Raw genomic sequence first — 23,662 nt, 5'->3', positions numbered from 1 at the left:
TGGAGACCGAATGGCCGCAAACATCCTGATTCTCGACGACGAAAAGAACTATCTGCTCATCCTGGAATCCATCCTGGAGGACGAGGGGTACAACGTGACCACCCTGTCCGACCCCGAGATGGGGTTGGCCTATCTCGAGGATTCCGAGGTGGACGTGGTCCTGACCGACATGAAGATGCCCGGCCTGACCGGCCAGGACGTGCTCGAACACTGCAAGAAGAACTACCCGCACATCCCGGTCCTGATCATGACCGCCTTCGGCTCCATCGAGGCGGCCGTGGAGGCCATGCGCATCGGGGCCTACGACTACATCACCAAGCCCTTCGCCAACGAGGAGCTGCTCCTGTCCATCTCCAAGGCCGTGCAGTACGCCGCCACCCAGCAGGAGAACATCCGCCTGAAGAAGGAGATTCGCGACCGCTACTCCAAGGACAACATCATCGCCCGGGGCAAGGGCATGGAGCAGGTCCTGGATATGGTCGACCGGGCCGCGCCCTCCAAGTCCACGGTGCTCATCCTTGGCGAGTCCGGCACTGGCAAGGAGCTCATCGCCCGGGCCATCCACACCTCCTCGCCCCGGCGCGAGGCCCCGTTCGTCACGGTCAACTGCATGGCCCTCAACCCCGGCGTGCTCGAATCCGAACTCTTCGGCCACGAAAAGGGCTCCTTCACCGGGGCCACGGCCATGCGCAAGGGCCGCTTCGAACAGGCCAACAAGGGCACCCTCTTCCTGGACGAGATCGGCGAGCTGACCCCCGAACTCCAGGTCAAGCTCCTGCGCGTGCTCCAGGAACACCAGATCGAGCGCGTGGGCGGCACCGAGACCTTCGACGTGGACATCCGCATCGTCGCCGCCACCAACAAGAATCTTCAGGACTCCGTGGCCAAGGGCGAGTTCCGCGAGGACCTCTTCTACCGCCTCAACGTGGTCTCCATCTTCATGCCGCCCCTGCGCGAACGGCGCGAGGACATCCCCCTCCTGGCCGCCCACTTCCTTGAAAAATACAACAAGGAAAACCAGTCGGCCATCACCGGCTTCACCTCGGCCGCCATGGATTACCTGACCGCCTACGAGTGGCCCGGCAACGTCCGCCAGCTCGAAAACGTGGTCGAACGCTGCACGGTCCTGGCCCGCCACGACGTCATCGACGCCGACGACCTGCCGCCCGAGATCAAGGACGAGGAGGCCCAGTTCAAGTCCGCCGTGGACCTCCTGCCCACCAAGCTCAACCTGGCCGACACCATGGACAAGATCGAAGGGGCCCTGGTCAAGCGCGCCCTGGTGCGCACCGACTTCGTCCAGGTCAAGGCCGCCGAGATGCTCGGCCTCTCCAAGTCCAACCTCCAATACAAACTGAAGAAATACGGCCTGACCGGCAAAGCGAAATAATGATCGTCCTCGATTACCCCTACGTCTCCCGCTTCCTCACGGACTCGGTCCTGGAGCTCGGCCAGGCCGTGCTCGACACCCCCCAGGCCCGCCGCCTGGCCGGGGACGCGCCCCTGCACTACATCGACGAGATCGAGTTCTCCGCCCGCCTCGCCCTGGGCGGCAAGGTCTACACCAACTCCGAGAACGGCCTCGGACACGTCCTGCGCTGCCGCTGCAACGAGGACCTCGCCCGCCAGATCGACATCTGCAAGGACAAGGCGCTCTTCCGCGAAAGCGTGGCCGCCCTGCACCCGGACTACCGGTTCCGGCGCGTGCCCTTCGAGGATCTGGCCGGGCTCGACGCCCCGGACGTGGACTATCCGTTCATCATCAAGCCCACGCGCGGCTTCTTCTCCCTGGGCGTGCACGTGGTCAACACCCCCGCGGACTGGCCCGCCGCGGTCCGGGCCATCGAGGCCGAACGCGCCGCCCTCAACGCCGAATACCCCGAGGCCGTCGTCAGCGGCGGCGAATTCATCATCGAACAGTCCATCGACGGCGAGGAATACGCCATCGACGTCTACTTCGACGCCGAAGGCAACCCCGTGATCACCAATATCCTGCACCACACCTTCCTGTCCGCCGACGACGTCTCGGACCGCCTCTACTACACCTCCGCCCGGATCATCGAGACCTGGCTGCTGCCCTTTACCGACTACCTCCGCGACGTGGCCCGCGAGTGCGGATTCCGCGACTTCGTCTCCCACATCGAGGTCCGCGTCACCGAAACCGGCGACATCATCCCCATCGAGGCCAACCCCCTGCGCCTCGCGGGCTGGTGCGTGGCCGACATCACCGCCCTGGCCTGGGGCTTCAACCCCTACGAGTGCTACTTCAAGGAGCTGCGCCCGGACTGGGACGCCATCCTGACCGAAAACCAGGGCATGGCCACCGCCATGGTCATCGGCGACCTGCCGTCCTCCCTCGACCGCACCCGCATCCGCGACGTGGACTATGAGGGATTCCAATCGCTTTTCGCCAACATCTTGGAATTACGTAAGATTGATTACCACCAGTACCCTGTCTTCGCCTTCGCCTTCGTCTCCCTGCCCGAAACCGAACTCCCGGCCCTCAAGCAGACCGTCTCCCAGGACTTCACCCGCTTCGTCGTGACGGAGTAGGAAAGGCCTCCGGCTGGCCCTCGCCGGACGGACGAGCGGGGAATGCCTCCGGCGGCCCCTTCGGGGGGACCAAAGAACCCTTTGAGAAGGGTTCTCTGGACTCTCCCAAACTTTTTGTGTGCCTTCGGCAGGGGCGTGCGGACGCGGGGAGACGTGTGTGTGGGGAGAAGAGGGCGGGGATCGGTGCGGCTTCGGTTGCGTGTGGCCGTTAGAGGAACAGGCGGCTGATGCGCATGATGGCCGGCGCCAGAAGGATGACCAGAATGACGCGCGTGATGTGGAAGGTCAGGACCAGGAAGATGTCCACGTTCAGGCCGCCCGCCATGCCGGTCATGGCCGTCATGGCGCCGGGGCTGGTGCTGATGAAGGCCGTTCCCGGGTCGATGCCCCAGAACCTGGTGAATATCACGGCCATGATGCTGCCCACGAGGATCAGCACCAGGGCCGAGATCAGGATGGGCATCGCGTAGTGCCTGAGTTGCTGGAGCATGTCCATGGAGAAACGCGAGCCGACCGTGGCGCCGACCACGATCTGGATGAAGAGCGACCACTGCCTGGGCAGGGCCAGGGGGGCCGCCAGGCACAGCTTCAGGACGATGACGCCGAGCATGGCGCCGATGATGACGCTGCCGGGCATGTTCAGGCGGCTGGCGAGCAGTCCGCCCGCGAGCGCAGCACCCATGATCAGGACGAGATGGGCAAATTGTTGCATTGTGTCACCGAAGGGCGGTGGCTTGTCCGCCGATTTTTGTTGCCCGCTCATTGCTTCAGGGCAAGGGCCGATTGCTGCCCGGGGTGCGGCGTCGGTCTCGGTTCCGGCGGCACCGGCGCGGGAGGGGGACGATCTGTAGTCCCGTCGTGCGTGGTTGGCAACCATTTTCCCGGCCCGGAACCGGGCGTCCCGGCCTCCGCCCCGCACGAAAACGACCCGGATGGAGAGAGCGGTTCCATCCGGGCCTGCGCGCCGGAGGCATTTCTGGCCCCGGCGGATCGTTCTCAGAACAGATCGATGCGGCCGTCCGTTTTTCTGTACCAGGTGAGGAAGCCGTCCACGCATTCGGGGCAGAGGAGTTTGCCGCGTTCCTCGGTGATGATTTCGGCGGCCACGGGCCGGGGCAGGGAGTCTCGGTGGGGGCGTTCGGAGATCATGGCGCAGTAGGAGTCGGCCACGGAGATGAGTCGCGCCAGTCGGGGGATTTCCTCTCCGGCCAGGCCGTTGGGGTAGCCCGAGCCGTCCCAGCGTTCGTGGTGGGCCAGGCAGACCTCGGCCACGTCGGCCAGTTGCGGGATGGGGGCGAGCAGGGCCGCGCCCAGGCGGGTATGTTCCTGGATGTGTTGAAATTCCTGTGGCGAGAGCGGGGTGGTCTTGCGCAGGACCGAGTCGCGGGTGCCGACCAGGCCGATGTTGTGCAGCCTGCCGGTGAGCAGCAGCCGTTCGAGGATGTTCTTGGGCCGGTCCAGGGCCTTGGCGATGCCGTGGGCCACGCGGGCGACCTTTTCGGAGTGGAAGGCGGTTGCTTCGGTGCGCGCCTCGGCGGCGCGGGCGATTTCGATCAGGCTGGCGAGGATGTCGGGCGGGCAATTTTCGGGTGTCATGGCGGGCTCCGGGGGCTGAACGGGTTGCTTGCCGGTCAAGTATGGGATGGCCGTTGGCAGGGGGCAATTATATTTCGCGTCTTGCCTCGCCCGGCGGCCCGGCGTAGGATTTCGGGGTGGAGAGCCCTGTCCTCGAATACGTCTCGGCCATGCTCGATTCCGAGCGCATGGCCCATCAGATAGCCCATCACCGCGTGGTCGAGGGCGCGGACGCCCGTTTCGGCGAGCCGCGCCGTCCATGGCCCGCGCCGTTGCAAAGCGCCCTGTCCCTGCTCGGCATAGAAAAGCTGTACGACCACCAGGCCGAGGCCGTGGACTATGTCCGCGCGGGCCGGCACGTGGTCGTGGCCACGCCCACGGCCAGCGGCAAGACCCTGACCTACAACCTGCCGGTCATGGAGCAGATCCTGGCCGATCCCGAGTCCAAGGCGCTGTACCTGTTCCCCTTGAAGGCCCTGGCCCAGGACCAGCTCAAGGGGTTCAACGAGCTGGCCGCGCTGCTGCCGCTCAACGGCCGGGAGGACCGGCGGCCCACGGCGGCCATCTATGACGGCGACACCTCGCCCCATTTCCGCAAGAAGATCCGCAACGCCCCGCCCAACGTGATCCTGTCCAACCCGGAGATGGTCCACCTGTCCATGCTCCCGCACCATGCGGGCTGGGCCGAGTTCCTGTCCGGACTGACGCATATCGTGGTGGACGAGGTGCACACCTACCGGGGGGTCATGGGCGGGCACATGGCCATGGTCTTCCGCAGGCTCATGCGGCTGTGCCGCTACTACGGGGCCAACCCGACCTTCGTGTTCTGCTCGGCGACCATCGGCAACCCGTCGGAATTGTGCAGGATGCTGACTGGGCTCGAGGTGCACCCCATCCTCGAATCCGGGGCGGCGCGCGGCGGGCGGCACATGATCTTCGTCAACCCGGACGGCAGCCCGTCCATGGCGGCCATCTCCCTGCTCCGGGCGGCCCTGGCGCGGGGTTTGCGGACCATCGTCTACTGCCAGTCGCGCAAGATGACCGAATTGATTTCCATGTGGGCGGCGGAGAAGAGCGGCGAGTTCAAGGGGCGCATCTCGGCCTACCGGGCCGGGTTCCTGCCCGAGGAGCGGCGCGAGATCGAGGCGCGCATGGCCGACGGCGAGCTGCTGGCTGTCATCTCCACCTCGGCCCTGGAGTTGGGCATCGACATCGGCGGGCTGGACGTGTGCATCATGGTCGGCTACCCCGGCTCGATCATGGCCACCCTGCAGCGGGGCGGGCGCGTGGGCCGCAGCCAAAGGGACTCCGCCGTGGCGCTCATCGCCCAGGAGGACGCCCTGGACCAGTATTTCATGCGCAACCCGGACGACTTCTTCGCCCGGCCGCCCGAGTCGGCCATGCTCAACCCGTTCAACCCGGTGATCATGGACCGCCACCTGATCTGCGCGGCGGCCGAGCTGACCCTGCGGCGCGGCGAGCCGTTCCTGGCCGAGCCCGAGGTGGCCCGGCGGGTGGAGCAGCTGGTCGCGGCCGGGGAGCTCTTCGAGGTGGAGCCGGACCTGCCGGGCCATCCGGTCGAGATCGTCACCCACCGCAAGCGCCCCCACCGCGACGTGGACCTGCGCGGCGCGGGCAGCCAGATGCACATCGAGGACATCACCGCTCAACTCCAATCGATTCAAAACGGTTCGAGCGCAAGGCGCGAAAATGATTCAGGCCCGCCGCGTAGTGAACCTACGCAAGGGGTTGAATCATTTGAAGCAACGAAGCGATCGGGCCGTTTTCAATCGATTAGGGCGCCGGTCATTGGCACTATTGATCAATACCGGGCCTACCGCGAGACCCATCCGGGCGCGGTCTACCTGCACCGGGGGCGGACCTTCGTGATCCGGGACCTGGACCCGGCCACCAACGCGGTCCATGCCGAGGCCCGGCGCGTGGGCTACTACACCAAGCCGCGCGGGTCCAAGGACACGGAGATACTGGAGGTTCTGGGCCAGAAGGCGAGCTTCGGCACGCGCGTCTATTTCGGGCGGGTCAAGGTCACGGAGATGATCACCGGGTACGAGAAGCGCTCGGTGCGCGGCGGCAAGCTGCTCGGCATCGTGCCCCTGGACCTGCCGCCCCAGGTCTTCGAGACCGAGGCCATCTGGTTCGAGATCGGCCACGACATCCGGCGGCGCTGCGAGGAGGAGTTCCTGCACTTCATGGGCGGCATCCACGCCTTCGAGCACGCGGCCATCGGCATGCTGCCGCTGCTGGTCATGACCGACCGCAACGACCTGGGCGGCATCTCCACGCCCCTGCACCCGCAGGTGGAGGGCCCGGCCGTGTTCATCTACGACGGCATGCCCGGCGGCGCGGGGCTGACCCGCCAGGCCTTCGAGCGGGCGGACGAGCTCATCGAGACCACGCTTTCGACCATCCGGGACTGCCCGTGCGAGCTGGGCTGCCCGTCCTGCGTCCATTCGCCCAAGTGCGGCTCGGGCAACCGGCCCATCGACAAGCGGGCCGCCCTGTTCGTGCTGGAGGCCATCCGCTCGGGCGACCCCCAATCCATAACCCCCAAGGAAATCGACGTGAACACGCTCCCCGGCATCGACACGAAGCGGCCCGCGCCCAAGCGGTACGGCGTCCTGGACATCGAGACCCGCTATTCCGCCGACGAGGTGGGCGGCTGGAACCGCGCCGACCGCATGGGCGTGTCTATCGCCTGCCTGTGGGATTCGGGCGAGGAGGCCATGTTCGACTACGAGCAGGACGACATGGACGCGCTGGTGGCCCATCTGCGGAAGTTCGACCTGGTCATCGGCTTCAACCACGTCAAATTCGACTACGCCGTGCTCGGCGGCCTGCACCCCTTCGGGTTCCGCTCCCTGCCCAACCTGGACCTCCTGGTGGAGGTCAACAACCGGCTCGGCTACCGGGTCAAGCTCGACAACATCGCCTCGGCCACCCTCGGCGCGGGCAAGTCCGCCGACGGGCTCCAGGCGCTGAAGTGGTGGAAGGAGGGGCGGCTCGACCTGATCACCGAATACTGCCGCCAGGACGTAACCGTGACCAGGGATGTGTATTTGTTCGGCCGGGAGCATGGCTATATCTTCTTCACCAACAAGGCCTCCCAAAAAGTTAAGCTGCCCGTTGAGTGGTAGGCGGCTTCCGAGAGCGGGCCATCTGCACATTTTTTCCGGTCGGGCCAATCCTCACGTAGGCGGCTACGCTGCGGTTGGCCCGACCGGAAGAAAATGCACAGCTGACCCACTCTCGAAAGCCTAAGCGGATCGCCGGGTATTGCCTGGGAATGGGGGCCGCGAGAGCCGCTGTTTGCCGCCGGGGGCGGCAAAGGCGCTCCATTGGGGTGTTATCCAAATATCGTTCGTGGGAATTTACACCGGAAAACAAGTGTATTATGGTGCGCTTCCGATGAGGCGGCGTTGTTGCCGCGCACATCGTTCGATTTTACCGGCCCCGCCCGGCGCGGCCTGAATCCCCCGACCTCCACGGAGGCCCATGCAGAACAAGGCCGCCCCTTCCCGCCACTACGGCTGGACCGTCTGCCTCACCGGGGCGGCCGTGGTCTTCGCCTGCCTCGGCCTGGGCCGGTTCTCCCTGGGCATGCTTCTGCCGTCCATGGGCGCATCCCTCAGCCTCGACTACGGGCGCATGGGGCTGATCAGCACCGGCAACTTCACCGGCTACATGCTCGCGGTCCTGCTGGCCGGGACCATCACCCAGTCCCTGGGCGCGCGTCGGACCATCGCCGCCGGGCTGGCCCTGGTGGGGCTGTCCATGGTCCTCATCGGCCGCGCCGATGGGTTCGAGCCGGTCCTGCTCCTGTATTTCGCCACTGGCGTCGGGTCCGGCCTGGCCAACGTGCCGCTCATGGGCCTCATTTCCCACTGGTTCCTGCGGGACACCCGTGGCCGGGCCGCCGGGATCATGGTCTCGGGCAACGGCGTGGCCATCATCTTCGCCGGGCTGTTCATCCCCTGGGTGAACCAGGGCTCCGGCGGCGAGGGCTGGCGCATCGGCTGGCTCGTCCTGGGGCTCATGGCCGTGGCAGTGGCCGTGCTGGCGGGCTGGTTGCTGCGCAACCATCCCCGCGACAAGGGGCTTGAACCCCTGGGCGGGGCCGCCCCCGCTTCCGCATCCCCCACCGGTCCCGCGTCCGCCGCCCGCACGCATCAGCCGGAGCGGGGCTCCCAGCGCGGGACCATGGTCCACCTGGGGATCATCTACCTGCTTTTCGGGGCCACGTCCGTGGTCTACGCCACCTTCATCGTCACCGCCCTGGTGGACGTGCATCACTACGGCGAGGACGCGGCCGGGCGGTTCTGGGCCGTGGTCGGCGGGCTTTCGGTCTTCTCCGGCCCGCTCTTCGGCTGGCTGTCCGACCGGCTCGGCCGCCGGTTCGGCATGATCGTGGTCTTCTCCCTGTTCACCGTGGCCTACGCCTTCGCCGCCCTGAACGGCTCGCCCCTGTTCCTCTACGCCTCGGTGGTCATCTTCGGCGTGGTCGCCTGGAGCATCCCGACCATCATGTCCGCGGCCGTGGGCGACTACATGGGCCCCAACCGGGCGGTCAAGGCCTTCGGTCTGATCACCCTGTTCTTCGGCGCGGGCCAGATCATCGGCCCCGTGGTCGCCGGATACCTGGCCGACCTCTCCGGCGACTTCAACGCCGCCTTCTGGCTCTGCGCCGCCCTCACCGCCTGCGCCGTGGTCCTGACCGCCCTGCTGCGGCAGCCGGAGTGAAATCAGGCGAGGAAAATCCCTTCGCGGTCCCTTGGTTTTTGACATCCACGCCGTTCCCGTATTAGGTCGGATATGGCGGTCCCGCATCCCAATACCGAGGTGACGCGCATGATCAAACGAACGATCCAGTTTTGCTTTTTCTTCGGCCTGCTCCTGGTCGGAATCCACTATTCCGCCTTTCCCGAGGTGGCCCACGACCTCAAGGCCGCGGCCCGGTCCGGCGACCCGGCGGCCCAGGTGGCCCTGGCGCGTCTGTATTTCGAGGGCGGCTTCGGCGGGCACGACCCGGTCTCGGCCGCGAAATGGCTGCAACGGGCCGCCGACCAGGGCGACCCGGACGCCATGAACATCCTCGGCCGGTTCTACCTGGCGGGCGTGGGCGTGGACCGCGACGGGGCCAGGGGGCTCGACCTGCTCCGGACCGCCGCCGACAAGGGCCAGCCCCAGGCCCAGGCCTACATGGCCTACGCCTACGGCAAGGGCGCCGGGGTCGAGCGCAGCGCCGCCCTGTTCCTGGAATGGACCCGCAAGGCCGCCCGGTCCGGCGACGCCCGGAGCCAGTTCAACCTGGCCATCCTCCAGCTCACCGGCAGCCTGGTCCCGCGCGACGTGCCCGAGGCCCGGCAGTGGCTCGAACGATCGGCAAACCAGGGGTTCACCGAGGCCCAGGTCGCCCTGGGCGAACTGCTCCTGCGCGGCGCGGACCAGCCCCCGGACCCGGTCGAGGCGTGCAAGTGGTTCGTCATCGCCGGAACCAAGGGCCACCCCAGGGCCGAACAGCGCCTGAACCAGGTCGTCGCGCACATGACCCAGGCCGAAGTAGATGAAGCCGCCCACCGGGCCAATGCGTGGCTTGAGAGCAGGGGCGGCTTCCGATAGCGGGCCATCCGCACATTTTTTCCAGTGGGCTTTCATCCTCACGTATGCCGCAATACGCTGCGGTGAAAGCCCACTGGAAGAAAATGCACAGCTGACCCACTCTCGAAAGCCTAAGCGGGTTGCGGGGGGTGGGTGAGTGAAGAGGCGGTTCGCGTTGGGGGGGGCGCGGAAACCCTTGGCGCGGCGGGGCCAGGGAAGGCGGCGGAGACGGGCTGCTTCACCAATCGGGAAGAAAATTACTAAACGACGACACGGCGGGGTTCGAGAGGGGGGCAGCCGTGCATTTTTCAGCCGGGGTTTGACCGCAGCGTAGCCGCCTACGTGAGGATCAAATCCCGGCTGGAAAATGTGCGGATGCGCCCCTCTCGGGCCCCGCCGCCGTTAGTTCATGGCGTAGCGTTCGATCTGGCTCTTGTAGGCCAGGACGCCGTCCACGATGCCGTTGGCAAGGTGTTCGCGGTACTTGTCCGAGCGCAGACGGGCGGCCTCGGTCTTGTTGGTGATGTAGCCGATCTCCACCAGGACCGAGGGCATCTTGGCGCCCATGAGCACGTAGAAGGGGGCCTCGCGGGTGCCCTTGTTGTTGATCGGGTAGGTCTTCTTCACCCGTTTGATGGTGCTGGTCTGCACGTCCCCGGCCAGGTCGCGGGACTCCTTGATCTTGGAGTTGATCATCAGGTCGGTCAGGATGAACTGGATGTCCGAGATGGCGTGCGGGTCCACGCCGTTTTCGCGGGCCGCGATGCGCACGGCCGCGTCGGTCTTGGCCAGGTTCAGGCTGTAGGTCTCCAGCCCGTTGACCTTGCGGCTGTGGTTGGCGTTGCAGTGGATGGACAGGAACAGGTCCGCCTTCTGGGCGTTGGCCATGGCCGTGCGCTTCTCCAGGGGGATGAACACGTCCGTGGTCCGGGTGTAGATGACCCGGAACCCCTTGGCCTCGAGCTTGCCGCCCAGGAGCCTGGCGAACTCCAGGTTGATGTCCTTTTCGCGCAGCCCGTTGGCCGTGGCGCCGGGGTCCTTGCCGCCGTGCCCGGCGTCGATCATGATCGTCCGGACCGTCAGGCCGAGCTGTTCGAGGAGGCTCCCGGCCATCTGCTTGCTGCCCTTGGGCGGGCGGTAGTCGGAATTGGCCGGGGTCTTGTGCGCGGGCTCGGCCGAGGCCACGGCCGGGGCGGGCGAATTGCCGTCGGGCGCGTACACGTCGATGACGATGCGGTAGGGGTTCTGCAGGGGAAATATCTTGTAGTCCTGCATGTTCAGGAAATCGAGGACCACGCGGGTGGTGTCCTTGGAGTACTGGCCGGTGCGGATGGAGCGCAGGATGCCGTCGGACACGGTGGTCGAGGCGGTCACGTCGTGGCCCAGGCGGGAGTCCTGGATGTCGATGTACAGGCGGTGGGGGCGGTTCACGGCCGGGTTGGGGCCGAGCACCTGGTAGCGGTACTTGACCTGGGCGTCGAGCTCCAGGACCACGCGGGTGTACTCGTCGCTGGAGGTGAACCGGACCACGTCGAGATGGGCCAGGCCGGACGGATCCCTGGGCGCGGCGGCCACGGGCTGCTGTTTGACCGGGGCCGGGGCCTTGGCGGCCGCCGAGGCCACGGCGTTCAGGCCGTCGCCCGACCCGCCCGAGACCTTGTTCACGGCCCACTGGTATTTGCCCAGCCGCTTCAGGGCGGCGTCGGCCTTGGCGCGCATGTCCGAGCGCGGGTAGTCCACGATGATGGTGGCCAGGTCCAGCCGGGCGGCGGTGGTCTCGTTGAGCCTGCGGGCGTAGACGTCGGCCCGCCGGAACAGACAGTCGTCGGCCCAGCCGTGGCGCGGGTACCGGGCCAGGACCCGGCCGTAGTAGTCCACGGCCTTGCGGAAGTCGGACTTGAGCCCGCTCTGCGCGCCCAGTTCCTCGTAGACCCGGCCGATGTAGTACAGGGCCTTGGGCGCATAGGGGCCGTTGGGCGCGGTCTTGAGGCAGAGGGAGAAGGTCTCCTCCACCTTCTGCCAGTTGGAGCGGTACTTGGCCTTGCGCGCGTCCTTGACCAGGGCGTGGAACTCTGCGTGGCCCGTGGTGAAGTAGGATTTGGCCGAGGCGGCGCGGGCCGGGGAAGCGCACAGCAGCAAGCCCGCCAGGGCGCAGAGCGCCAGGGCGGTCAGCAGGCGTATGTTTCCGACGTGATGCGGCTTCATGGCATATGGGACCGTTCGGGTCTTCCGCCCGACAGCGCCTTCCGAAGGGCGCGTCCGACAGGTTCATTAAGGTCGTATTTTTCAGAAGAATCTAAAAAAAGTCCAGAAAAAAAGGGGAAAGATTCCTGAATACGTGCCGCAGTGTGTCCGGAACCGGCCTAGGCCAGCCCCGTGGACAGCCAGCGCGCCCAGTCCCCGCGCCCGTTTTCCCGGGCCAGGCGGGCGGCGGATTCCCAGTCGTAGTCCACCTCCACAAACTCCGCGTCCCAGCCTCCGCCGGTGCGCCTGAGCACGGCGTAGGCCGCCCTGGGCGAGCCGCTGGCCATGACGTGGGGCGGATCGTCGTCATCGTAGGCGGGCAGCCCCACGCTGCCCGGATTGACCACGGTGACATCGCCCGCCACGGCCAGGCCCGCATGGTGGCTGTGTCCGGCCAGGACCAGGGAGCAGCCCCGGGCCTCGGGCAGGAGGTCGGCCAGGATCGCCTCGGGGGGGCGCGGTGCGGGCAGGCCCGTGGTCACGTCCTCCAGCAGGTAGGCGGCGTCGTCGCGGGGCGTGCCGTGGCAGACCAGGACGTCCGGCTCCGGGCGCAGGGTCGCGGGCAGCCCGGCCAGCCAGGCCAGGGCCTCGGGGCCGAGGGCCCGGCGCACGGCGGCCACGGCGGGCGGCGGCGCGTCGTCCAGCAGGATGCGGTCCTGGTTGCCGAGCACGGCGGGCATGTCCATGGCCCGCAGGATGCCCCAGGTTCCGGCCGGGTCCAGGGGGCCGTAGAAGGTGTCGCCGAGGTTGACGAACCGGGTCAGGCCGCGCGTCCGGGCATGGTCCAGGACGGCCTTGAGCGCGGCCGCGTTGCCGTGGATGTCGGCCAGGACGGCCAGGGGGGAGGTGTCGTGCATTGCCCGACTATGGGGGAATCGGGGCCGGATGGCAAGTGGGGCGGGCTTTACTCCGGGGCCGCCTGCATATATGGGCTGACCATGAACAACACGCTGGTCGTCGGCATCTCGGACATGAAGCTGTCCGCCAACCCCGGAGACGTCATCGTCACCTATTCCCTGGGCTCCTGCCTCGGGGTCGCGATCTACGACCCCAAGGCGCGGATCGGCGGCATGGTCCACTGCCTGCTGCCCACGGCCGCCGCGGCCAGGGAAAAGGCGCGGGCCAACCCGTTCATGTTCGTCAACACCGGGGTGGCCATGACCGTGCGCAGGCTGGTGGACCTCGGGGCGGACCGGAATCGGCTGGTCTTCAAGGCGGCGGGCGGGGCGAACATGCGCAGGGACCGCATCTTCGACACGGGCGTGCGCAACTTCAAGGCGCTCATGCGCCTGCTGGAGCACAACCACCGGCGGCTGGCGGCCCATGACGTGGGCGGAACCACCCCGCGCACACTCTTTCTGTACCTGGACACCGGTCGTGTGGTAGTGCGGGTCCTGGGGAAGGAGAGCGATCTGTGAGCCGACGAGAGGAGATCCTGGCGGCCTGCGCCAAAGTCGTGGCCATGCCGACCTGCGTGCGCAAGGCCGGGTCCCTGCTGGACGGCCCGGAGGCGGACTTCTCGCGGCTGGCCCGGATCATCGAGCACGACCCCGGCCTGACCGCCAACCTGCTCAAGGTGGTCAACGCTTCGGACCCGGTCGGAACCGGGCCGGTGCTGACCGCCCGCGCGGCCCTGGACGTCCTCAGGTCGCCCGACGTCCTGCGCTTCTTCATCTCCACGGGCGTGGCCCCGTACTACGTCCACGTCATCGCGGGCTACGACCAGGCCCCCAGCCAGTTCCTGCAACACTCCACCACCGTGGCCCTGGCCTCGCGCGAGCTGGCCCGGACCCTGGGCATGGACGCGCCCGATCACGTCTACACCGCCGGGCTGCTGTCCGGCATCGGCAAGCTCCTGCTCGGGGCCTACGTCCAGGTGGACCTGCGCGACATCCTGCGCCTGGTCTTTGACCGGGACCTGGCCTTCGACCGGGCTGAGGAGGCGGTCTTCGGCATCACTCACGCGGAGCTGGGCGCCGTCGTGCTCGAGCGCTGGGGGCTGCCCGAGTCCCTGACCAAGGTGGTCCGCCACCACCTGCGGCCGGACGGATATCCCGGCCTGGACCCGGTCCTGGACCTGGTCCACGTGGGCAACGTCCTGGCCAAGATGATCGGCCTGGGGCTCGGCGCGGACGGCCTCAACTACGAGGTCTCCAACGCTGTGGTCGAGCGGCTGGGCATCACCTCGGCGGTCCTGGACACGGTCGCGGCCAATGTGGTGGTCGAGTTGCGGTCCCTGTGGGACCTGTTCCTCGAATGTTCCGACGATTTTTGCAGCCTGTAGGCGTCCGCCTTCCCGTTACCTGGCCAGGTAGGCCTTCTTGAGGATCACGGGATTGACCGGGACGTCCTCCATGCGGCCCGCCCTGGCGGTCTTGACCTCGTTGATCTGTTCGACCACGTCCATGCCCCGGATGACCTTGCCGAAGGCGCAGTAGCCCGCGCTGGTCTTCTGGGAATAGGTGGACGCGCCGGTCAGGGAGGCGGACTGGGTGAAGTCCAGGGACGAGTTGTCCCGGACGTTGAAGAAAAATTCGCAGGTGGCCGAGTCGGGCGCGTCGGCCCTGGCCATGGCGATGGTCCCCTTGAGGTTTTCCAGGGCCGTGGACGACTCGTTGGGGATGGGCGGGAAGAGCGGGGCCTTGCGGTTCACCGGGAAGGTGTAGCCGCCGCCCTGGACCACGGCCATGCCCTGGCCGCCCTTGGCCCGGATGACCCGGTGGAAGATGGTGTTGTCGTAGAAGCCCGCGTTCACGTATTTCAGGAAGTTGGCCACGGTCTTGGGCGCTTCGGCGGGGTAGAGCATGACCATGATCCGGCCCATGGAGGTCTCCATGACCACCACCGGATTGGGCCCGGCCTGGGCCGGACCGGCGGACAGGGCCGGGAACAGGAAACAGGCCAGGAGCAGGGCGCAGGCCCAAAGGACGGGGGCGAAAAGGGAGCGGCGTTGCATGGGGATCATCCTCGTTGCTTGGGTTGTGGGGCCAGGAGCGACAGCAGCAGCCGCCGCGCCCCGGCCTCGTCCATGTCCCGCCCGGTCCACAGCCGGAACTGGGCCAGCCCCTGGTGCAGGAACATCTCGAGGCCCGAGACGGTGCGGCACCCGGCCGCTTCGGCCTCGGCCAGGAATCGGGTCCTGAGCGGATTGTACACGATGTCGTAGGCCACCGCACCCGCGGCGAATCGGGCTGCGTCCCACGGGGTCTCGCCCACCAGGTCGCCGGACATGCCCAGCGGCGTGGTGTTGCAGACCAGGTCCCAGGGAACGTCCATGCGTCCGGCCCAGTCCACGCATTTCACGCCGAAATCCCCGGCCAGTGCCTCGGCCTTGCTCCGGGTGCGGTTGGACACGGCCACGCGTTCGATGCCCAGCTCCAGGAACCCGGCCACGGCGGCCCGCGCCGCGCCGCCGGCGCCCAGCACCACGGCCGAGCGCGGCAGGGGGTCGAGCCCGCGCAGGGGGGCGACCACGCCGATGACGTCGGTGTTCTCGCCGCACAGCAGGTCCCCGTCCCAGTACACGGTATTGACCGCGCCGATGGCCAGGGCGCGGTCCGAGATGCGGTCGAGATGGGCCATGACCGCGCGCTTGTGCGGGATGGTCACGGACAGGCCGTAAATCGGCTCGGTGCGCACGCGCTCAATGAACGCGGGCAGGCCGTCGGGTTCGAGCGGCCATGCCTCGTAGCGGGCGTCCAGGCCGAGCTCGGCGAAGCCCCGGTTGTGCAGGGCCGGGGACAGGGTGTGGCCCAGCGGCCAGCCGATGATGCCGTAGGTCCGGGTCACGGGGCTACAGCTCCCCGGCCTGGGCCAGATTGCCCACGTTGAGGCCGGACCACTGCTCCGCCTCGTCGCCGAGGTTGGCCTTGAGCATCTTGAAGAGCACGCCCTTGGGCCCGACCTCGATGAAGCGGCGCACGCCGAGCGCCCACATGGCCCGCATGGTCTGGGTCCACAGGACCGAGGAGGTCATCTGGCCCTGCATGGTGGACAGGATGGCCGCCGGGTCGGGCTCGGGCAGGGCCGTGGCGTTGTGGAAGACCGGGAAGGCCGGCCCCTTCCAGTCGAGGGTCGCGAGGAAGACGGCGAATTCGTCGGCGGCCTCCCGGATGAGCGGGGAGTGGAACGCCCCGGACACGGCCAGCCGGATGGCCCGCCCCCTGGCCTCCTTGACCAGGGCTTCGGCCGCGTCCAGCGCCTCGGCCTCGCCGGAGATGACGAACTGGGCCGGGGTGTTGTAGTTGGCGATGCGCAGTTCCCGGCCGGCCTGCTCCACGGCCCGGGCCACGATCTCCTCGACCTTGTCCTGGTCCAGCTTGACCACGGCGGCCATGCCGTGCCCAGCGCCGCCGCTTTCGGCCATGAGCCGCCCGCGCAGGGTCACGGCCCGGACGCAGTCCTCCACGCCGAGGACCCCGGCCGCGCCCAGGGAGGCGAATTCGCCGAGCGAGTGCCCGGCCGTGGCCGCGGGGGAGAGCTTGTCCTTCACGGCCAGCCACAGGCTCAGGTTGACCACGGTCAGGGCGGGTTGCAGGGCGCGGGTGTCGGCCATGTCGGCCGCGTCGCCGTCCCAGTAGATTTCGCGCAGGGCCAGGCCGGACTCGCGCTCGGCGAGTTTCCAGAGTTCCAGGGCGGCGGGGTTCGCCTCGGCCGCGTCGCGGCCCATGCCCTGTTCCTGGGACCCCTGTCCGGGGAAGAGAATGCCGGTCTTGGTCATGTATGGCTCCTTGGTGCGCGCGGACGGCCCCTGGCGGCACCGGCCCGCGCGGCGGTGTCGGTTTTCGGTGGCAACGGGATAGCGCGGGGCGGAAGCCCGCGTCAAGCGTGTGCAAGGGGCGGCCGGGCGCGGTTGACACCGAAAAAGCAAAGCGGGTAGGTTCCGTGTCATGACCACCGCACCGGAATCCCTGGCCTTTCGCCGGGACGGGGCGGCAAGGGGGCGCGCATGAGAATAGTGATCATAGGCGGCGGGGGCCACGCCCGCGTGGTGGCGGACATCCTGCTGGCCGTGGAGGGCATGGAGCCCGTGGGCTTCGTCACGGCGGAGCGCGCGCCCGGCACACCCGGCCCCTTCGGCCTGCCCGTGCTCGGCGGCGACGACGCCGTGGACGACATCCCCCACGACGGCCTGGTGGTGGCCGTGGGCGACAACGGTATCCGGCGGCGGCTCTTCGAGCACTTCGCGGCCAGGGGCGAGACCTTCGTCAACGCGGTCCACCCCACGGCCATCCTCGCCCCGGACGTGGTCCTGGGCCGGGGCTGCATGGTCTGTCCGGGGGCCATCGTCAACACCGGGAGCGTCATCGGCGACGACGTCATCCTGAACACCGGCAGCGTGACCGACCACGACTGCCGCATCGGGGATCACGCGCACGTGGCTCCGGGCGCCAAGCTGGCGGGCGCGGTGCGCATCGGCGCGGGCGTGCTGGTCGGGCTGGGCGCGGCCGTGCTGCCGGGCGTGTCCCTGGGCGACGGGGCCGTGGCCGGCGCGGGCGCGGTGGTCCTGGGCGACGTGCCCGCGGGATCGACCGTGGTCGGGGTTCCGGCCCGGCCGAAAACCTGATATTTTTCCCCTGGTTCGGGGTATTTGCCCGCAATGGCGGACCTTTTCTCAATGGGCTTTACAACCATTTGAAATCGTTTCACAATTGATTCAAACAACGGTTTCAATCAGCCCCCGTCCGTCAACCGTCCGATTTTTCAGATTATATCTAGACTTCGCCGCAACCCTTGCCGCGCGTGGGTTTTCAGGAAATTGAACGAACTGACTTGATTTAACTGGATATCCCTTGTATGAATGCGAGTAACGGTCAAAAACTGTCATCGCACGACCGTGGATTCCATGCGCTTGAAACGTTTGGAATTCGGTTCCGACGGAGGGAAACGACGCATGTCCATTGTGGATTCCGAGTGTATTTTTTGCAAGATCGTGGCCGGGGAGATTCCCTGCGCCAGGATATATGAATCGGACACGGTCCTGGCCTTCCTGGACATCGCCCCCGTGCATCCCGGGCATGCCCTGGTCTTGCCCAAGGACCATTACCCCACGCTCATGGACATCCCGTCCGGGCTGGGCGAGGACCTGTTCCGGGCCCTGTCCGCCGTGGGCGGCGCGGTCATGCAGGCCACGGGCGCGGACGGGCTCAACCTCATGCAGAACAACTTCGAGGCGGCCGGACAGCTGGTTCACCACGCGCATTTTCATCTCATCCCGCGGTTCGCGGAAGACGGCCTGAAACTGTGGGGCCAGTCGTCCTACGAGAACCCGGACGACATGCGGAAACTCGCGGCCACCATCGCGGGATTGCTGAAGTAAGTTATTGAAAACCCTTTTTGGAGGCAATCGATGAGCACTCTCACCAAAGCCGGTATCGTGGACTACATCTACGAACGCACCGACAAGAACCGCGCCGAGATCAAGGACCTGGTGGAGATCATTCTCGAGATCATGAAGAAGTCCATCAAGAAGGACCACGCCCTGCTGATCTCCGGTTTCGGCAAGTTCGAGGCGTACGACAAGCGCGCCCGCAAGGGCCGCAATCCGCAGACGACCCAGACCATCACCCTGCCCCCGCGCAAGGTGGTCGTCTTCCGGCTGTCCCGGAAGTTCCGCGCCGAACTGAATCCCTAGGCCGAAGACGCGAAAAAAGGACCGAGTGACGACACCCGGCCCCGATGTTCGGCATATGCCGGACTAAGGCTTCTTCAGCACGAACCCCTTGGGGTAGTCCGCCTTCAGTTTCTCAAGGGCGGCCCCGGCCGTTGCCTCGTCAGGGAACGAACCCGCCTGCACGCGGAATAGCCCCTCGTCGGTTTTGACCATCACGGAGCCCTTGTAGCCGTCCGCAATGAGACGCTCAAGGGCTCTGTTCGCGTTCGTCACGTCCGAGAACGCGCCCACCTGCACATAGTACGGACCGCCCGCAGCCACGGCGGGAGCCGCAACCGGGGGCTCGGCCGGAGCCGCGACGGCGGCCGCGCCCGGCATCTCGGTCTCGTCGCCGATGCCGACCACCTCGTCCTCGGGGTTGGTCGGGGCCTTGACCGCCGGGGCGGCGGGGGCGGCCGGAGCGGCCTGGGCCGCAACCGGAGCCGGAGCGGCCTGGGCCGGGACAGCGGTCTTTGCCGGCGGGGTGCCCTGGGCAGCGGCGGCCTCGGCCTCGCGCTTGAGCTGGTCCGCGTCGGGCAGGGACTCCTCGGCCAGGTCGGCCTCGCCCACTGCCGGGGCTTGCTGTCCGGCCTGCTTGGCGGCGTCCACCTCGTAGACCTCCTCCACCGGCCCGTCCAGGGGCTTTTCGTCGCCGACCACGTGGGTCTCCTCGATGACGGGCTGGGCGGGCGCGGCCGTGGTCTGCGCGGGCTGGCGCACGGGCGGCGCGGATTCGATGTGCTGGCGGAAACAGCCGCCCAGGACGAGGGCGGCGGCAAGCGCCGCCAGGGCAAGTATGATTTTCTTCATGGGTCGGTCCCCCTGTTCGTTCTGTGTGGCCTGTATGTCTAGAGTATATCTAAAGTATACGTCAAGGGGGGCCTTGGCAAGCCGTCGGCGCAACGGAATCGCCCGCCCTTCCGGGACCGGGCGCGGCCGACCCCGTCAAGTTGATTTTTTATGCTTATCGGCTGTTTTTCCCTGTCATTCTCTCCCGAAACCGGGTTTGTGCGAAAACCGGGTGTAGGCTGTCCGGGACGTCCGGGGATCGGCCCCGGACACCATCCCGGTTAGGGGCGGGGACCGCTGTTCCCGCCCCGTCAGCCCAGGGTCTTGTAGCGGCTCAGGGCCAGGGCCAGGGCCGTGGACAGCTTGACCACCTCGCCGTTGGTCCGCCGGATGGTCGCGGCCATGCGCCGGGCCAGCCGCTTGAACAGGCGCACGCCCAGGGCGGGTTCACGCTCCAGGAAATCGAAGAAGCGGAGGCGGTCCGTGACCAGGAACCGGGACGGGACCAGGGTGCGCACCGTGGCCGAGCGGGTCTCGCGGTCCATGAGGGCGATCTCCCCGAAGAGGGGGTATTCGGACTGGTCCAGGGTGGCCAGGACCTTGCGCGGGCTGTCCATCTCGAGCAGGGGCAGGTGCATGCCCTCCAGGAGCATGGACTTGGTGATGCGCACGCGCCCCTCGATGAGGATGAACATCTCGTCCCCTTCCTCGCCCTCGCGGATCAGGTCCTCGCCCGCGTCCAGGGTGCGGACCTCGAAGATGGGCTTGACCTTGTCCAGGGCCGGGCCCGTGATGTCGGCGAACAGGGTGATGGCCGCCCAGTCGATGTCGGGGGTATTCATCGCGTCTCTCCGGGCTTGAGGAACAGGACCGCGTCGAAATTTTCGAGCCGCTCCGAGTCGGGCGGGTTGGCCAGCACGCGCGGGCCGGAGTCGCCCAGCCGGGTCTCCTGGCCCGAGGACTGGAACAGCTCCAGGATGAACTGGTCCAGGGCCGACCCCTGGTCCAGGACGTCCTCCAGGGAGAGCTCCCGGCTGGCCTGGGCCACGCCCAGGGGCAGGAGCCCGTCGGCCCGGAAGCGGGGCAGCAGCTCGCCCCAGGTCATCGCCTTCTCCTCCCCGGTCAGGGCCCGGACGTCCAGGCCGCCCGCGCCGCGCATGCCGAGCATGTCCTGGAGCAGGGTCCACAGGGAGGGGTTCGCGCCCATGAGGCCGAGGATGGTCGAGGTCAGCTGGCCGTGGACCAGGATCTCGTTGACCCCGGCGCGCAGCAGGTGCTTGCGGTTTTCGGGCAGGGCCACCTCGCCGTAGATGGGCACCTTGGGGGCCAGCTCGCGCAGGGTCAGGGCGCAGTACAGGGTGGCCTGGTCCGCGTCCTTGGGGTCGCAGTCGCGCGCCCCGGACAAAAGGTAGATGACCCGGGCCCGGTCGGGCTGGGCCTTGAGCAGGACCGACTCCTGGGCGGGCGAGCCCCAGACGAAGCGCAGCCGGTCGTCCATGTCGATCTGCAGGGCCAGGGTCTCGCGCTGGTCCGTGGTCAGCTCGTTGATCAGGACCAGGTCGGACTGGCCGCCCTCGCGGGTCCTGAGCACGCCCTTGTCGCGCAGGGAGTTGACGAGTTCCTGGCCGAAGTCGTTCCAGCCGATGACGATGACGTGGTTGGTCAGGTTCACCTTGAGCAGCCCCTTGCGCTTTTTGGCCTTGTGCTCCACCAGCATGGAGGCCAGGTTGCCTGTCAATGTGGAGACCAGCCCGATGCCGCAGATCATGACGATCAGGCCCATGACCTTGCCGCCCGTGGTGGCCGGGACCACGTCGCCGTAGCCCACGGTGGTCAGGGTGACCACGGCCCACCACAGGGCCCCGAAGGCGTCGTGGATGGTGCCCTTGGGATAGAGCTCGAAGAACCAGAACCCGCCGGTGGCCACCACCAGCAGGCCCGCGATGAGCAGGGTCAGTTTCCCGAAGGGGTTGCGGAACCAGCCGAAAACGGCGTCGCGCAGGGCCGGGAGCGGCCGGGGGGCTTCCACATTCTTCATGTCATCCTCTATGACGGACAACCTGTTCGGAGTCAAACGCGGGATGGACGCGGGCCGCCCCCTTGGGCTACCCTGCCGCATGCGCATCGGAAGGTATGACATACGCGGCCTGCTCGGCCGGGGCGGCATGGGCGCGGTCTACAAGGCGGCCATGCCCGTGACCGGCCGCATCGTCGCCCTCAAGGTCCTCAAGCCCGTGGAAATCCTGGAGGACCTGGTCGGTGCGGAGGCCCTGCGCGCCATGTTCTTCAAGGAGGCCTCGGCCATGGCCTCCATCAGCCACCCCAACGTGGCCGCCGTGCTCGACGTGGACGGCGGGGCTGACGGCACCTCCGTTCCCCCGCATTTCACCATGGAATACTTCTGCGGCAACCTCGGGGTGCTCATGGGCGAGACCTACGAGGTGGAGCGCGAGTCCAGGCCCCTCGGGGTGGAGACCTCCCTGGCCCTGGCGCGCGGCATGCTGCGCGGCCTGGACCGGCTGCACTACGAGGGCATCATCCACCGCGACGTCAAGCCGTTCAACGTCATGCTCGCCGAGGACCAGGGCGGGCCGGGCACGGTCAAGCTCATCGACTTCGGCCTGTCCAAGCTGCGCGGCGAACCCACCGTGCGCCACAAGGGCATGGTCGTGGGCTCGCCGTACTACGCCGCCCCCGAGCAGGAGGCGGACCCCGAGGTCGCGGACGAGCGCTCGGACCGCTACTCCGTGGGCGTGACCCTGTACCGCATGCTCACCGGCCGTCTGCCCGGCGAAAAGGACCTCCGCCCCATCCGCGAACTGCACGCCGACCTGGACCGGGCCTGGGACGACTTCTTCGCCACGGCCCTGGCCCGCGATCCCTCGGACCGCTTCCCGTCCGGCCCGGCCATGCTCGACGCCCTCAATGACCTCGAAGCCCGCTGGCTGGCCCGGCGCGAGGCAACCTGCGCGGCCCCGGACCTCCTGGCCGAGCCCGAACCCACCGTCTGCCCGCGTCCCCGGTCCGCGCCCCTCAAGGCCGGGCTGAAACAGGCGCGCGCCGCCTTCGGTCTGGACGAGCTGTGGCGGCCCGAGTGTTACGCCCACGGCGACTTCGCCGACCGGAACGACGGCACGGTCCTGGAGCGGACGCGCGGCCTGGTCTGGGAGCGGCACGGCTCCCGCTACCCGCTGACCTGGGAGCGCGCCAACGCCCACGTTGCCCGCCTGAACAAGAGCGCCTATGCGGGCCGCACCGACTGGCGGCTGCCCACCGTGGCCGAGCTGGCCACGCTCTTCACCGGCCGCACCGAGCCGGGCGAGTTCTGTCTGGAACCCGCCTTCGATCCGCAAAAGGCCCGCCTCTGGTCCGCCGACCGCAAGGCCTTCACCGCCGCCTGGTACGTGGATGCCGAACTCGGCTTCGTCTGGTGGCAGGACCTCACCTGCCGCTTCTTCGCCCGCGCCGTGGCCGGTTGAGGGGAGGAATGCCTCCGGCGGCCAGAGGGGAAACTTTCGAGAAAGTTTCCCCTCTGGACTCCCCTTCAAAGCTTTTTGGCGCCGCTTCGCGGGGGGCGTGCGGGCGCGGGTGGGTGTGCCGGGGGCGTGGTTAGTTTGTTTCGAGGAGCAGGCCGCCTCTGGTGAGCTGGCCCAGGCCGGAGGCGAAGTTGAGGGCGCGGCCATCAAAGTCGAATCCGTGGTAGATGCCGTCCGCCACGTCGTCGCGCTCCACAAACACCCCCACGTCCCGCTGGTTCAGAAAGACGAGGGCTTCATTGTCGCCAATGACGAACAGGGGGAATCGGGGCTGATCAAGCATGGTCCGGCCTCCTCTGCGGGAAGGGCGTATCTTGAGGACGATTGTCAGGAAAAAGCGGGCAAAGGCAACGAAACCAGAACCTGTTGCCGAACCGGGACAACCCCGGCGCGGCCAGAGATGGCGCGATGGTTAGTGCCAGAATATGCTTACAACAACAATTTGATATACGACAAATAGAGCAACAAAAAAGTATTTAAACTGATGGAAGCGGTTACCAACGGCAATCAAGTAACCGAATAATGTATAGACGGAGATGTTTATAGCATACGCTAGAACATCATATAGTATAATTAAAATAGAATCATATCCATATGTTGCCAAATGAATGTATGTATATGGATTTAATATGAACGGAATTTGATATGCAATTTTATTGCGTAACAAGATATCACTGATGCAACTCAGTAAAAATCC

General features: G+C 67.2%; 22 protein-coding genes. 11 read left to right on the top strand and 11 right to left on the bottom strand.

The features are described 5' to 3' along the window. Positions 1–10: 10 nt before the first annotated feature. Both DND132_RS09710 and DND132_RS09705 read left to right on the top strand, forming a co-directional pair. The gene (locus DND132_RS09710) at positions 11–1,390 is read left to right on the top strand and encodes a sigma-54-dependent transcriptional regulator (protein WP_014322557.1); all 1,380 of its coding nucleotides are present in this window, start codon (positions 11–13) and stop codon (positions 1,388–1,390) included. After that, positions 1,390–2,553 (top strand): ATP-grasp domain-containing protein, encoded by a 1,164-nt coding sequence (locus tag DND132_RS09705; protein WP_014322556.1) that lies wholly within the window; start codon positions 1,390–1,392, stop codon positions 2,551–2,553. The genes DND132_RS09710 and DND132_RS09705 overlap by 1 nt, the downstream gene beginning before the upstream one ends. Before the next feature lie 208 nt (positions 2,554–2,761). On the opposite strand, the gene DND132_RS18495 is transcribed toward DND132_RS09705, so the two are convergent. Further along, complete coding sequence (locus DND132_RS18495) at positions 2,762–3,265, bottom strand: AbrB family transcriptional regulator (RefSeq protein WP_014322555.1); 504 nt, start codon at positions 3,263–3,265, stop codon at positions 2,762–2,764. Between the two features lie 284 nt (positions 3,266–3,549). Then, complete coding sequence (locus DND132_RS09695) at positions 3,550–4,149, bottom strand: HD-GYP domain-containing protein (protein ID WP_014322554.1); 600 nt, start codon at positions 4,147–4,149, stop codon at positions 3,550–3,552. A gap of 116 nt (positions 4,150–4,265) precedes the next feature. Here DND132_RS09695 and DND132_RS09690 point away from each other — a divergent pair, with 116 nt between their 5' ends. The 3 genes from DND132_RS09690 (at position 4,266) to DND132_RS17670 (ending at position 9,765) form a co-directional block, all read left to right on the top strand. Beyond that, the gene (locus DND132_RS09690) at positions 4,266–7,283 is read left to right on the top strand and encodes a DEAD/DEAH box helicase (RefSeq protein ID WP_014322553.1); all 3,018 of its coding nucleotides are present in this window, start codon (positions 4,266–4,268) and stop codon (positions 7,281–7,283) included. A 358-nt stretch (positions 7,284–7,641) separates the two neighbouring features. After that, complete coding sequence (locus tag DND132_RS09685) at positions 7,642–8,886, top strand: MFS transporter (RefSeq protein WP_014322552.1); 1,245 nt, start codon at positions 7,642–7,644, stop codon at positions 8,884–8,886. A 108-nt stretch (positions 8,887–8,994) separates the two neighbouring features. After that, positions 8,995–9,765, top strand: a complete 771-nt coding sequence (locus DND132_RS17670; protein WP_014322551.1) for a tetratricopeptide repeat protein — start codon at positions 8,995–8,997, stop codon at positions 9,763–9,765. A 381-nt stretch (positions 9,766–10,146) separates the two neighbouring features. On the opposite strand, the gene DND132_RS09675 is transcribed toward DND132_RS17670, so the two are convergent. Then, positions 10,147–11,949, bottom strand: a complete 1,803-nt coding sequence (locus DND132_RS09675; RefSeq protein ID WP_014322550.1) for an N-acetylmuramoyl-L-alanine amidase — start codon at positions 11,947–11,949, stop codon at positions 10,147–10,149. A 158-nt stretch (positions 11,950–12,107) separates the two neighbouring features. Next, positions 12,108–12,845: a metallophosphoesterase family protein gene (locus DND132_RS09670; RefSeq protein ID WP_014322549.1), complete on the bottom strand. Its 738-nt coding sequence runs from the start codon at positions 12,843–12,845 to the stop codon at positions 12,108–12,110. Positions 12,846–12,926: 81 nt separating this feature from the next. On the opposite strand from DND132_RS09670, the gene DND132_RS09665 reads away from it, so the two are divergent. Together DND132_RS09665 and DND132_RS09660 are read left to right on the top strand one after the other, a co-directional pair. Continuing rightward, entirely contained in the window at positions 12,927–13,406 is a 480-nt protein-coding gene (locus DND132_RS09665) for a chemotaxis protein CheD (RefSeq protein WP_014322548.1), read from the top strand. Then, positions 13,403–14,272 (top strand): HDOD domain-containing protein, encoded by an 870-nt coding sequence (locus DND132_RS09660; protein WP_014322547.1) that lies wholly within the window; start codon positions 13,403–13,405, stop codon positions 14,270–14,272. Before DND132_RS09665 ends, DND132_RS09660 begins: the two co-directional genes overlap by 4 nt. 15 nt (positions 14,273–14,287) lie before the next feature. On the opposite strand, the gene DND132_RS09655 is transcribed toward DND132_RS09660, so the two are convergent. The 3 genes from DND132_RS09655 to DND132_RS09645 are packed head-to-tail and all read right to left on the bottom strand — an operon-like array spanning position 14,288 to position 16,708. Next, positions 14,288–14,944, bottom strand: a complete 657-nt coding sequence (locus DND132_RS09655) for a peptidylprolyl isomerase (RefSeq protein WP_014322546.1) — start codon at positions 14,942–14,944, stop codon at positions 14,288–14,290. 5 nt (positions 14,945–14,949) lie between these two features. After that, positions 14,950–15,777 (bottom strand): shikimate dehydrogenase, encoded by an 828-nt coding sequence (gene aroE, locus DND132_RS09650; protein ID WP_014322545.1) that lies wholly within the window; start codon positions 15,775–15,777, stop codon positions 14,950–14,952. Positions 15,778–15,781: 4 nt separating this feature from the next. Continuing rightward, entirely contained in the window at positions 15,782–16,708 is a 927-nt protein-coding gene (locus DND132_RS09645) for an ACP S-malonyltransferase (protein WP_014322544.1), read from the bottom strand. A 228-nt stretch (positions 16,709–16,936) separates the two neighbouring features. Between DND132_RS09645 and DND132_RS09640 the strand changes: the two genes are divergently transcribed. From DND132_RS09640 to DND132_RS09630, 3 genes are all read left to right on the top strand, one after another. Next, positions 16,937–17,554, top strand: a complete 618-nt coding sequence (locus tag DND132_RS09640; protein WP_014322543.1) for an acetyltransferase — start codon at positions 16,937–16,939, stop codon at positions 17,552–17,554. A 327-nt stretch (positions 17,555–17,881) separates the two neighbouring features. Then, the gene (locus DND132_RS09635) at positions 17,882–18,307 is read left to right on the top strand and encodes an HIT family protein (protein ID WP_014322542.1); all 426 of its coding nucleotides are present in this window, start codon (positions 17,882–17,884) and stop codon (positions 18,305–18,307) included. A 30-nt stretch (positions 18,308–18,337) separates the two neighbouring features. Next, positions 18,338–18,622, top strand: a complete 285-nt coding sequence (locus DND132_RS09630) for an integration host factor subunit alpha (RefSeq protein WP_014322541.1) — start codon at positions 18,338–18,340, stop codon at positions 18,620–18,622. 63 nt (positions 18,623–18,685) lie between these two features. On the opposite strand, the gene DND132_RS17665 is transcribed toward DND132_RS09630, so the two are convergent. From DND132_RS17665 to DND132_RS09615, 3 genes are all read right to left on the bottom strand, one after another. After that, positions 18,686–19,450, bottom strand: a complete 765-nt coding sequence (locus tag DND132_RS17665; protein WP_014322540.1) for an SPOR domain-containing protein — start codon at positions 19,448–19,450, stop codon at positions 18,686–18,688. Between the two features lie 290 nt (positions 19,451–19,740). Next, the gene (locus DND132_RS09620) at positions 19,741–20,271 is read right to left on the bottom strand and encodes a cyclic nucleotide-binding domain-containing protein (protein ID WP_014322539.1); all 531 of its coding nucleotides are present in this window, start codon (positions 20,269–20,271) and stop codon (positions 19,741–19,743) included. Continuing rightward, positions 20,268–21,467, bottom strand: a complete 1,200-nt coding sequence (locus DND132_RS09615; protein WP_014322538.1) for a potassium channel family protein — start codon at positions 21,465–21,467, stop codon at positions 20,268–20,270. Before DND132_RS09615 ends, DND132_RS09620 begins: the two co-directional genes overlap by 4 nt. 79 nt (positions 21,468–21,546) lie before the next feature. Here DND132_RS09615 and DND132_RS09610 point away from each other — a divergent pair, with 79 nt between their 5' ends. Next, positions 21,547–22,908 (top strand): protein kinase domain-containing protein, encoded by a 1,362-nt coding sequence (locus DND132_RS09610; RefSeq protein WP_014322537.1) that lies wholly within the window; start codon positions 21,547–21,549, stop codon positions 22,906–22,908. A 130-nt stretch (positions 22,909–23,038) separates the two neighbouring features. Here DND132_RS09610 and DND132_RS09605 read toward each other — a convergent pair whose 3' ends face one another. Then, positions 23,039–23,248, bottom strand: a complete 210-nt coding sequence (locus DND132_RS09605; protein WP_014322536.1) for a hypothetical protein — start codon at positions 23,246–23,248, stop codon at positions 23,039–23,041. Positions 23,249–23,662 lie beyond the last annotated feature (414 nt).

The sequence above is a fragment of the Pseudodesulfovibrio mercurii genome (assembly GCF_000189295.2).
Taxonomy (GTDB): Bacteria; Desulfobacterota; Desulfovibrionia; order Desulfovibrionales; family Desulfovibrionaceae; genus Pseudodesulfovibrio; species Pseudodesulfovibrio mercurii.
Note: the sequence above shows the minus strand (reverse complement) of the source record. Positions and strands in the feature narration are given on the sequence as shown.

What these genes read in the sequence shown, in the direction of transcription:
- DND132_RS09710 (WP_014322557.1), top strand. Translation starts at nt 11, where the DNA reads ATGGCCGCAAACATCCTGATTCTCGACGACGAAAAGAACTATCTGCTC.
- DND132_RS09705 (WP_014322556.1), top strand. Translation starts at nt 1,390, where the DNA reads ATGATCGTCCTCGATTACCCCTACGTCTCCCGCTTCCTCACGGACTCG.
- DND132_RS18495 (WP_014322555.1), bottom strand. Translation starts at nt 3,265, where the DNA reads ATGCAACAATTTGCCCATCTCGTCCTGATCATGGGTGCTGCGCTCGCG.
- DND132_RS09695 (WP_014322554.1), bottom strand. Translation starts at nt 4,149, where the DNA reads ATGACACCCGAAAATTGCCCGCCCGACATCCTCGCCAGCCTGATCGAA.
- DND132_RS09685 (WP_014322552.1), top strand. Translation starts at nt 7,642, where the DNA reads ATGCAGAACAAGGCCGCCCCTTCCCGCCACTACGGCTGGACCGTCTGC.
- DND132_RS17670 (WP_014322551.1), top strand. Translation starts at nt 8,995, where the DNA reads ATGATCAAACGAACGATCCAGTTTTGCTTTTTCTTCGGCCTGCTCCTG.
- DND132_RS09675 (WP_014322550.1), bottom strand. Translation starts at nt 11,949, where the DNA reads ATGAAGCCGCATCACGTCGGAAACATACGCCTGCTGACCGCCCTGGCG.
- DND132_RS09670 (WP_014322549.1), bottom strand. Translation starts at nt 12,845, where the DNA reads ATGCACGACACCTCCCCCCTGGCCGTCCTGGCCGACATCCACGGCAAC.
- DND132_RS09665 (WP_014322548.1), top strand. Translation starts at nt 12,927, where the DNA reads ATGAACAACACGCTGGTCGTCGGCATCTCGGACATGAAGCTGTCCGCC.
- DND132_RS09655 (WP_014322546.1), bottom strand. Translation starts at nt 14,944, where the DNA reads ATGCAACGCCGCTCCCTTTTCGCCCCCGTCCTTTGGGCCTGCGCCCTG.
- DND132_RS09645 (WP_014322544.1), bottom strand. Translation starts at nt 16,708, where the DNA reads ATGACCAAGACCGGCATTCTCTTCCCCGGACAGGGGTCCCAGGAACAG.
- DND132_RS09640 (WP_014322543.1), top strand. Translation starts at nt 16,937, where the DNA reads ATGAGAATAGTGATCATAGGCGGCGGGGGCCACGCCCGCGTGGTGGCG.
- DND132_RS09635 (WP_014322542.1), top strand. Translation starts at nt 17,882, where the DNA reads ATGTCCATTGTGGATTCCGAGTGTATTTTTTGCAAGATCGTGGCCGGG.
- DND132_RS09630 (WP_014322541.1), top strand. Translation starts at nt 18,338, where the DNA reads ATGAGCACTCTCACCAAAGCCGGTATCGTGGACTACATCTACGAACGC.
- DND132_RS17665 (WP_014322540.1), bottom strand. Translation starts at nt 19,450, where the DNA reads ATGAAGAAAATCATACTTGCCCTGGCGGCGCTTGCCGCCGCCCTCGTC.
- DND132_RS09620 (WP_014322539.1), bottom strand. Translation starts at nt 20,271, where the DNA reads ATGAATACCCCCGACATCGACTGGGCGGCCATCACCCTGTTCGCCGAC.
- DND132_RS09615 (WP_014322538.1), bottom strand. Translation starts at nt 21,467, where the DNA reads ATGAAGAATGTGGAAGCCCCCCGGCCGCTCCCGGCCCTGCGCGACGCC.
- DND132_RS09610 (WP_014322537.1), top strand. Translation starts at nt 21,547, where the DNA reads ATGCGCATCGGAAGGTATGACATACGCGGCCTGCTCGGCCGGGGCGGC.
- DND132_RS09605 (WP_014322536.1), bottom strand. Translation starts at nt 23,248, where the DNA reads ATGCTTGATCAGCCCCGATTCCCCCTGTTCGTCATTGGCGACAATGAA.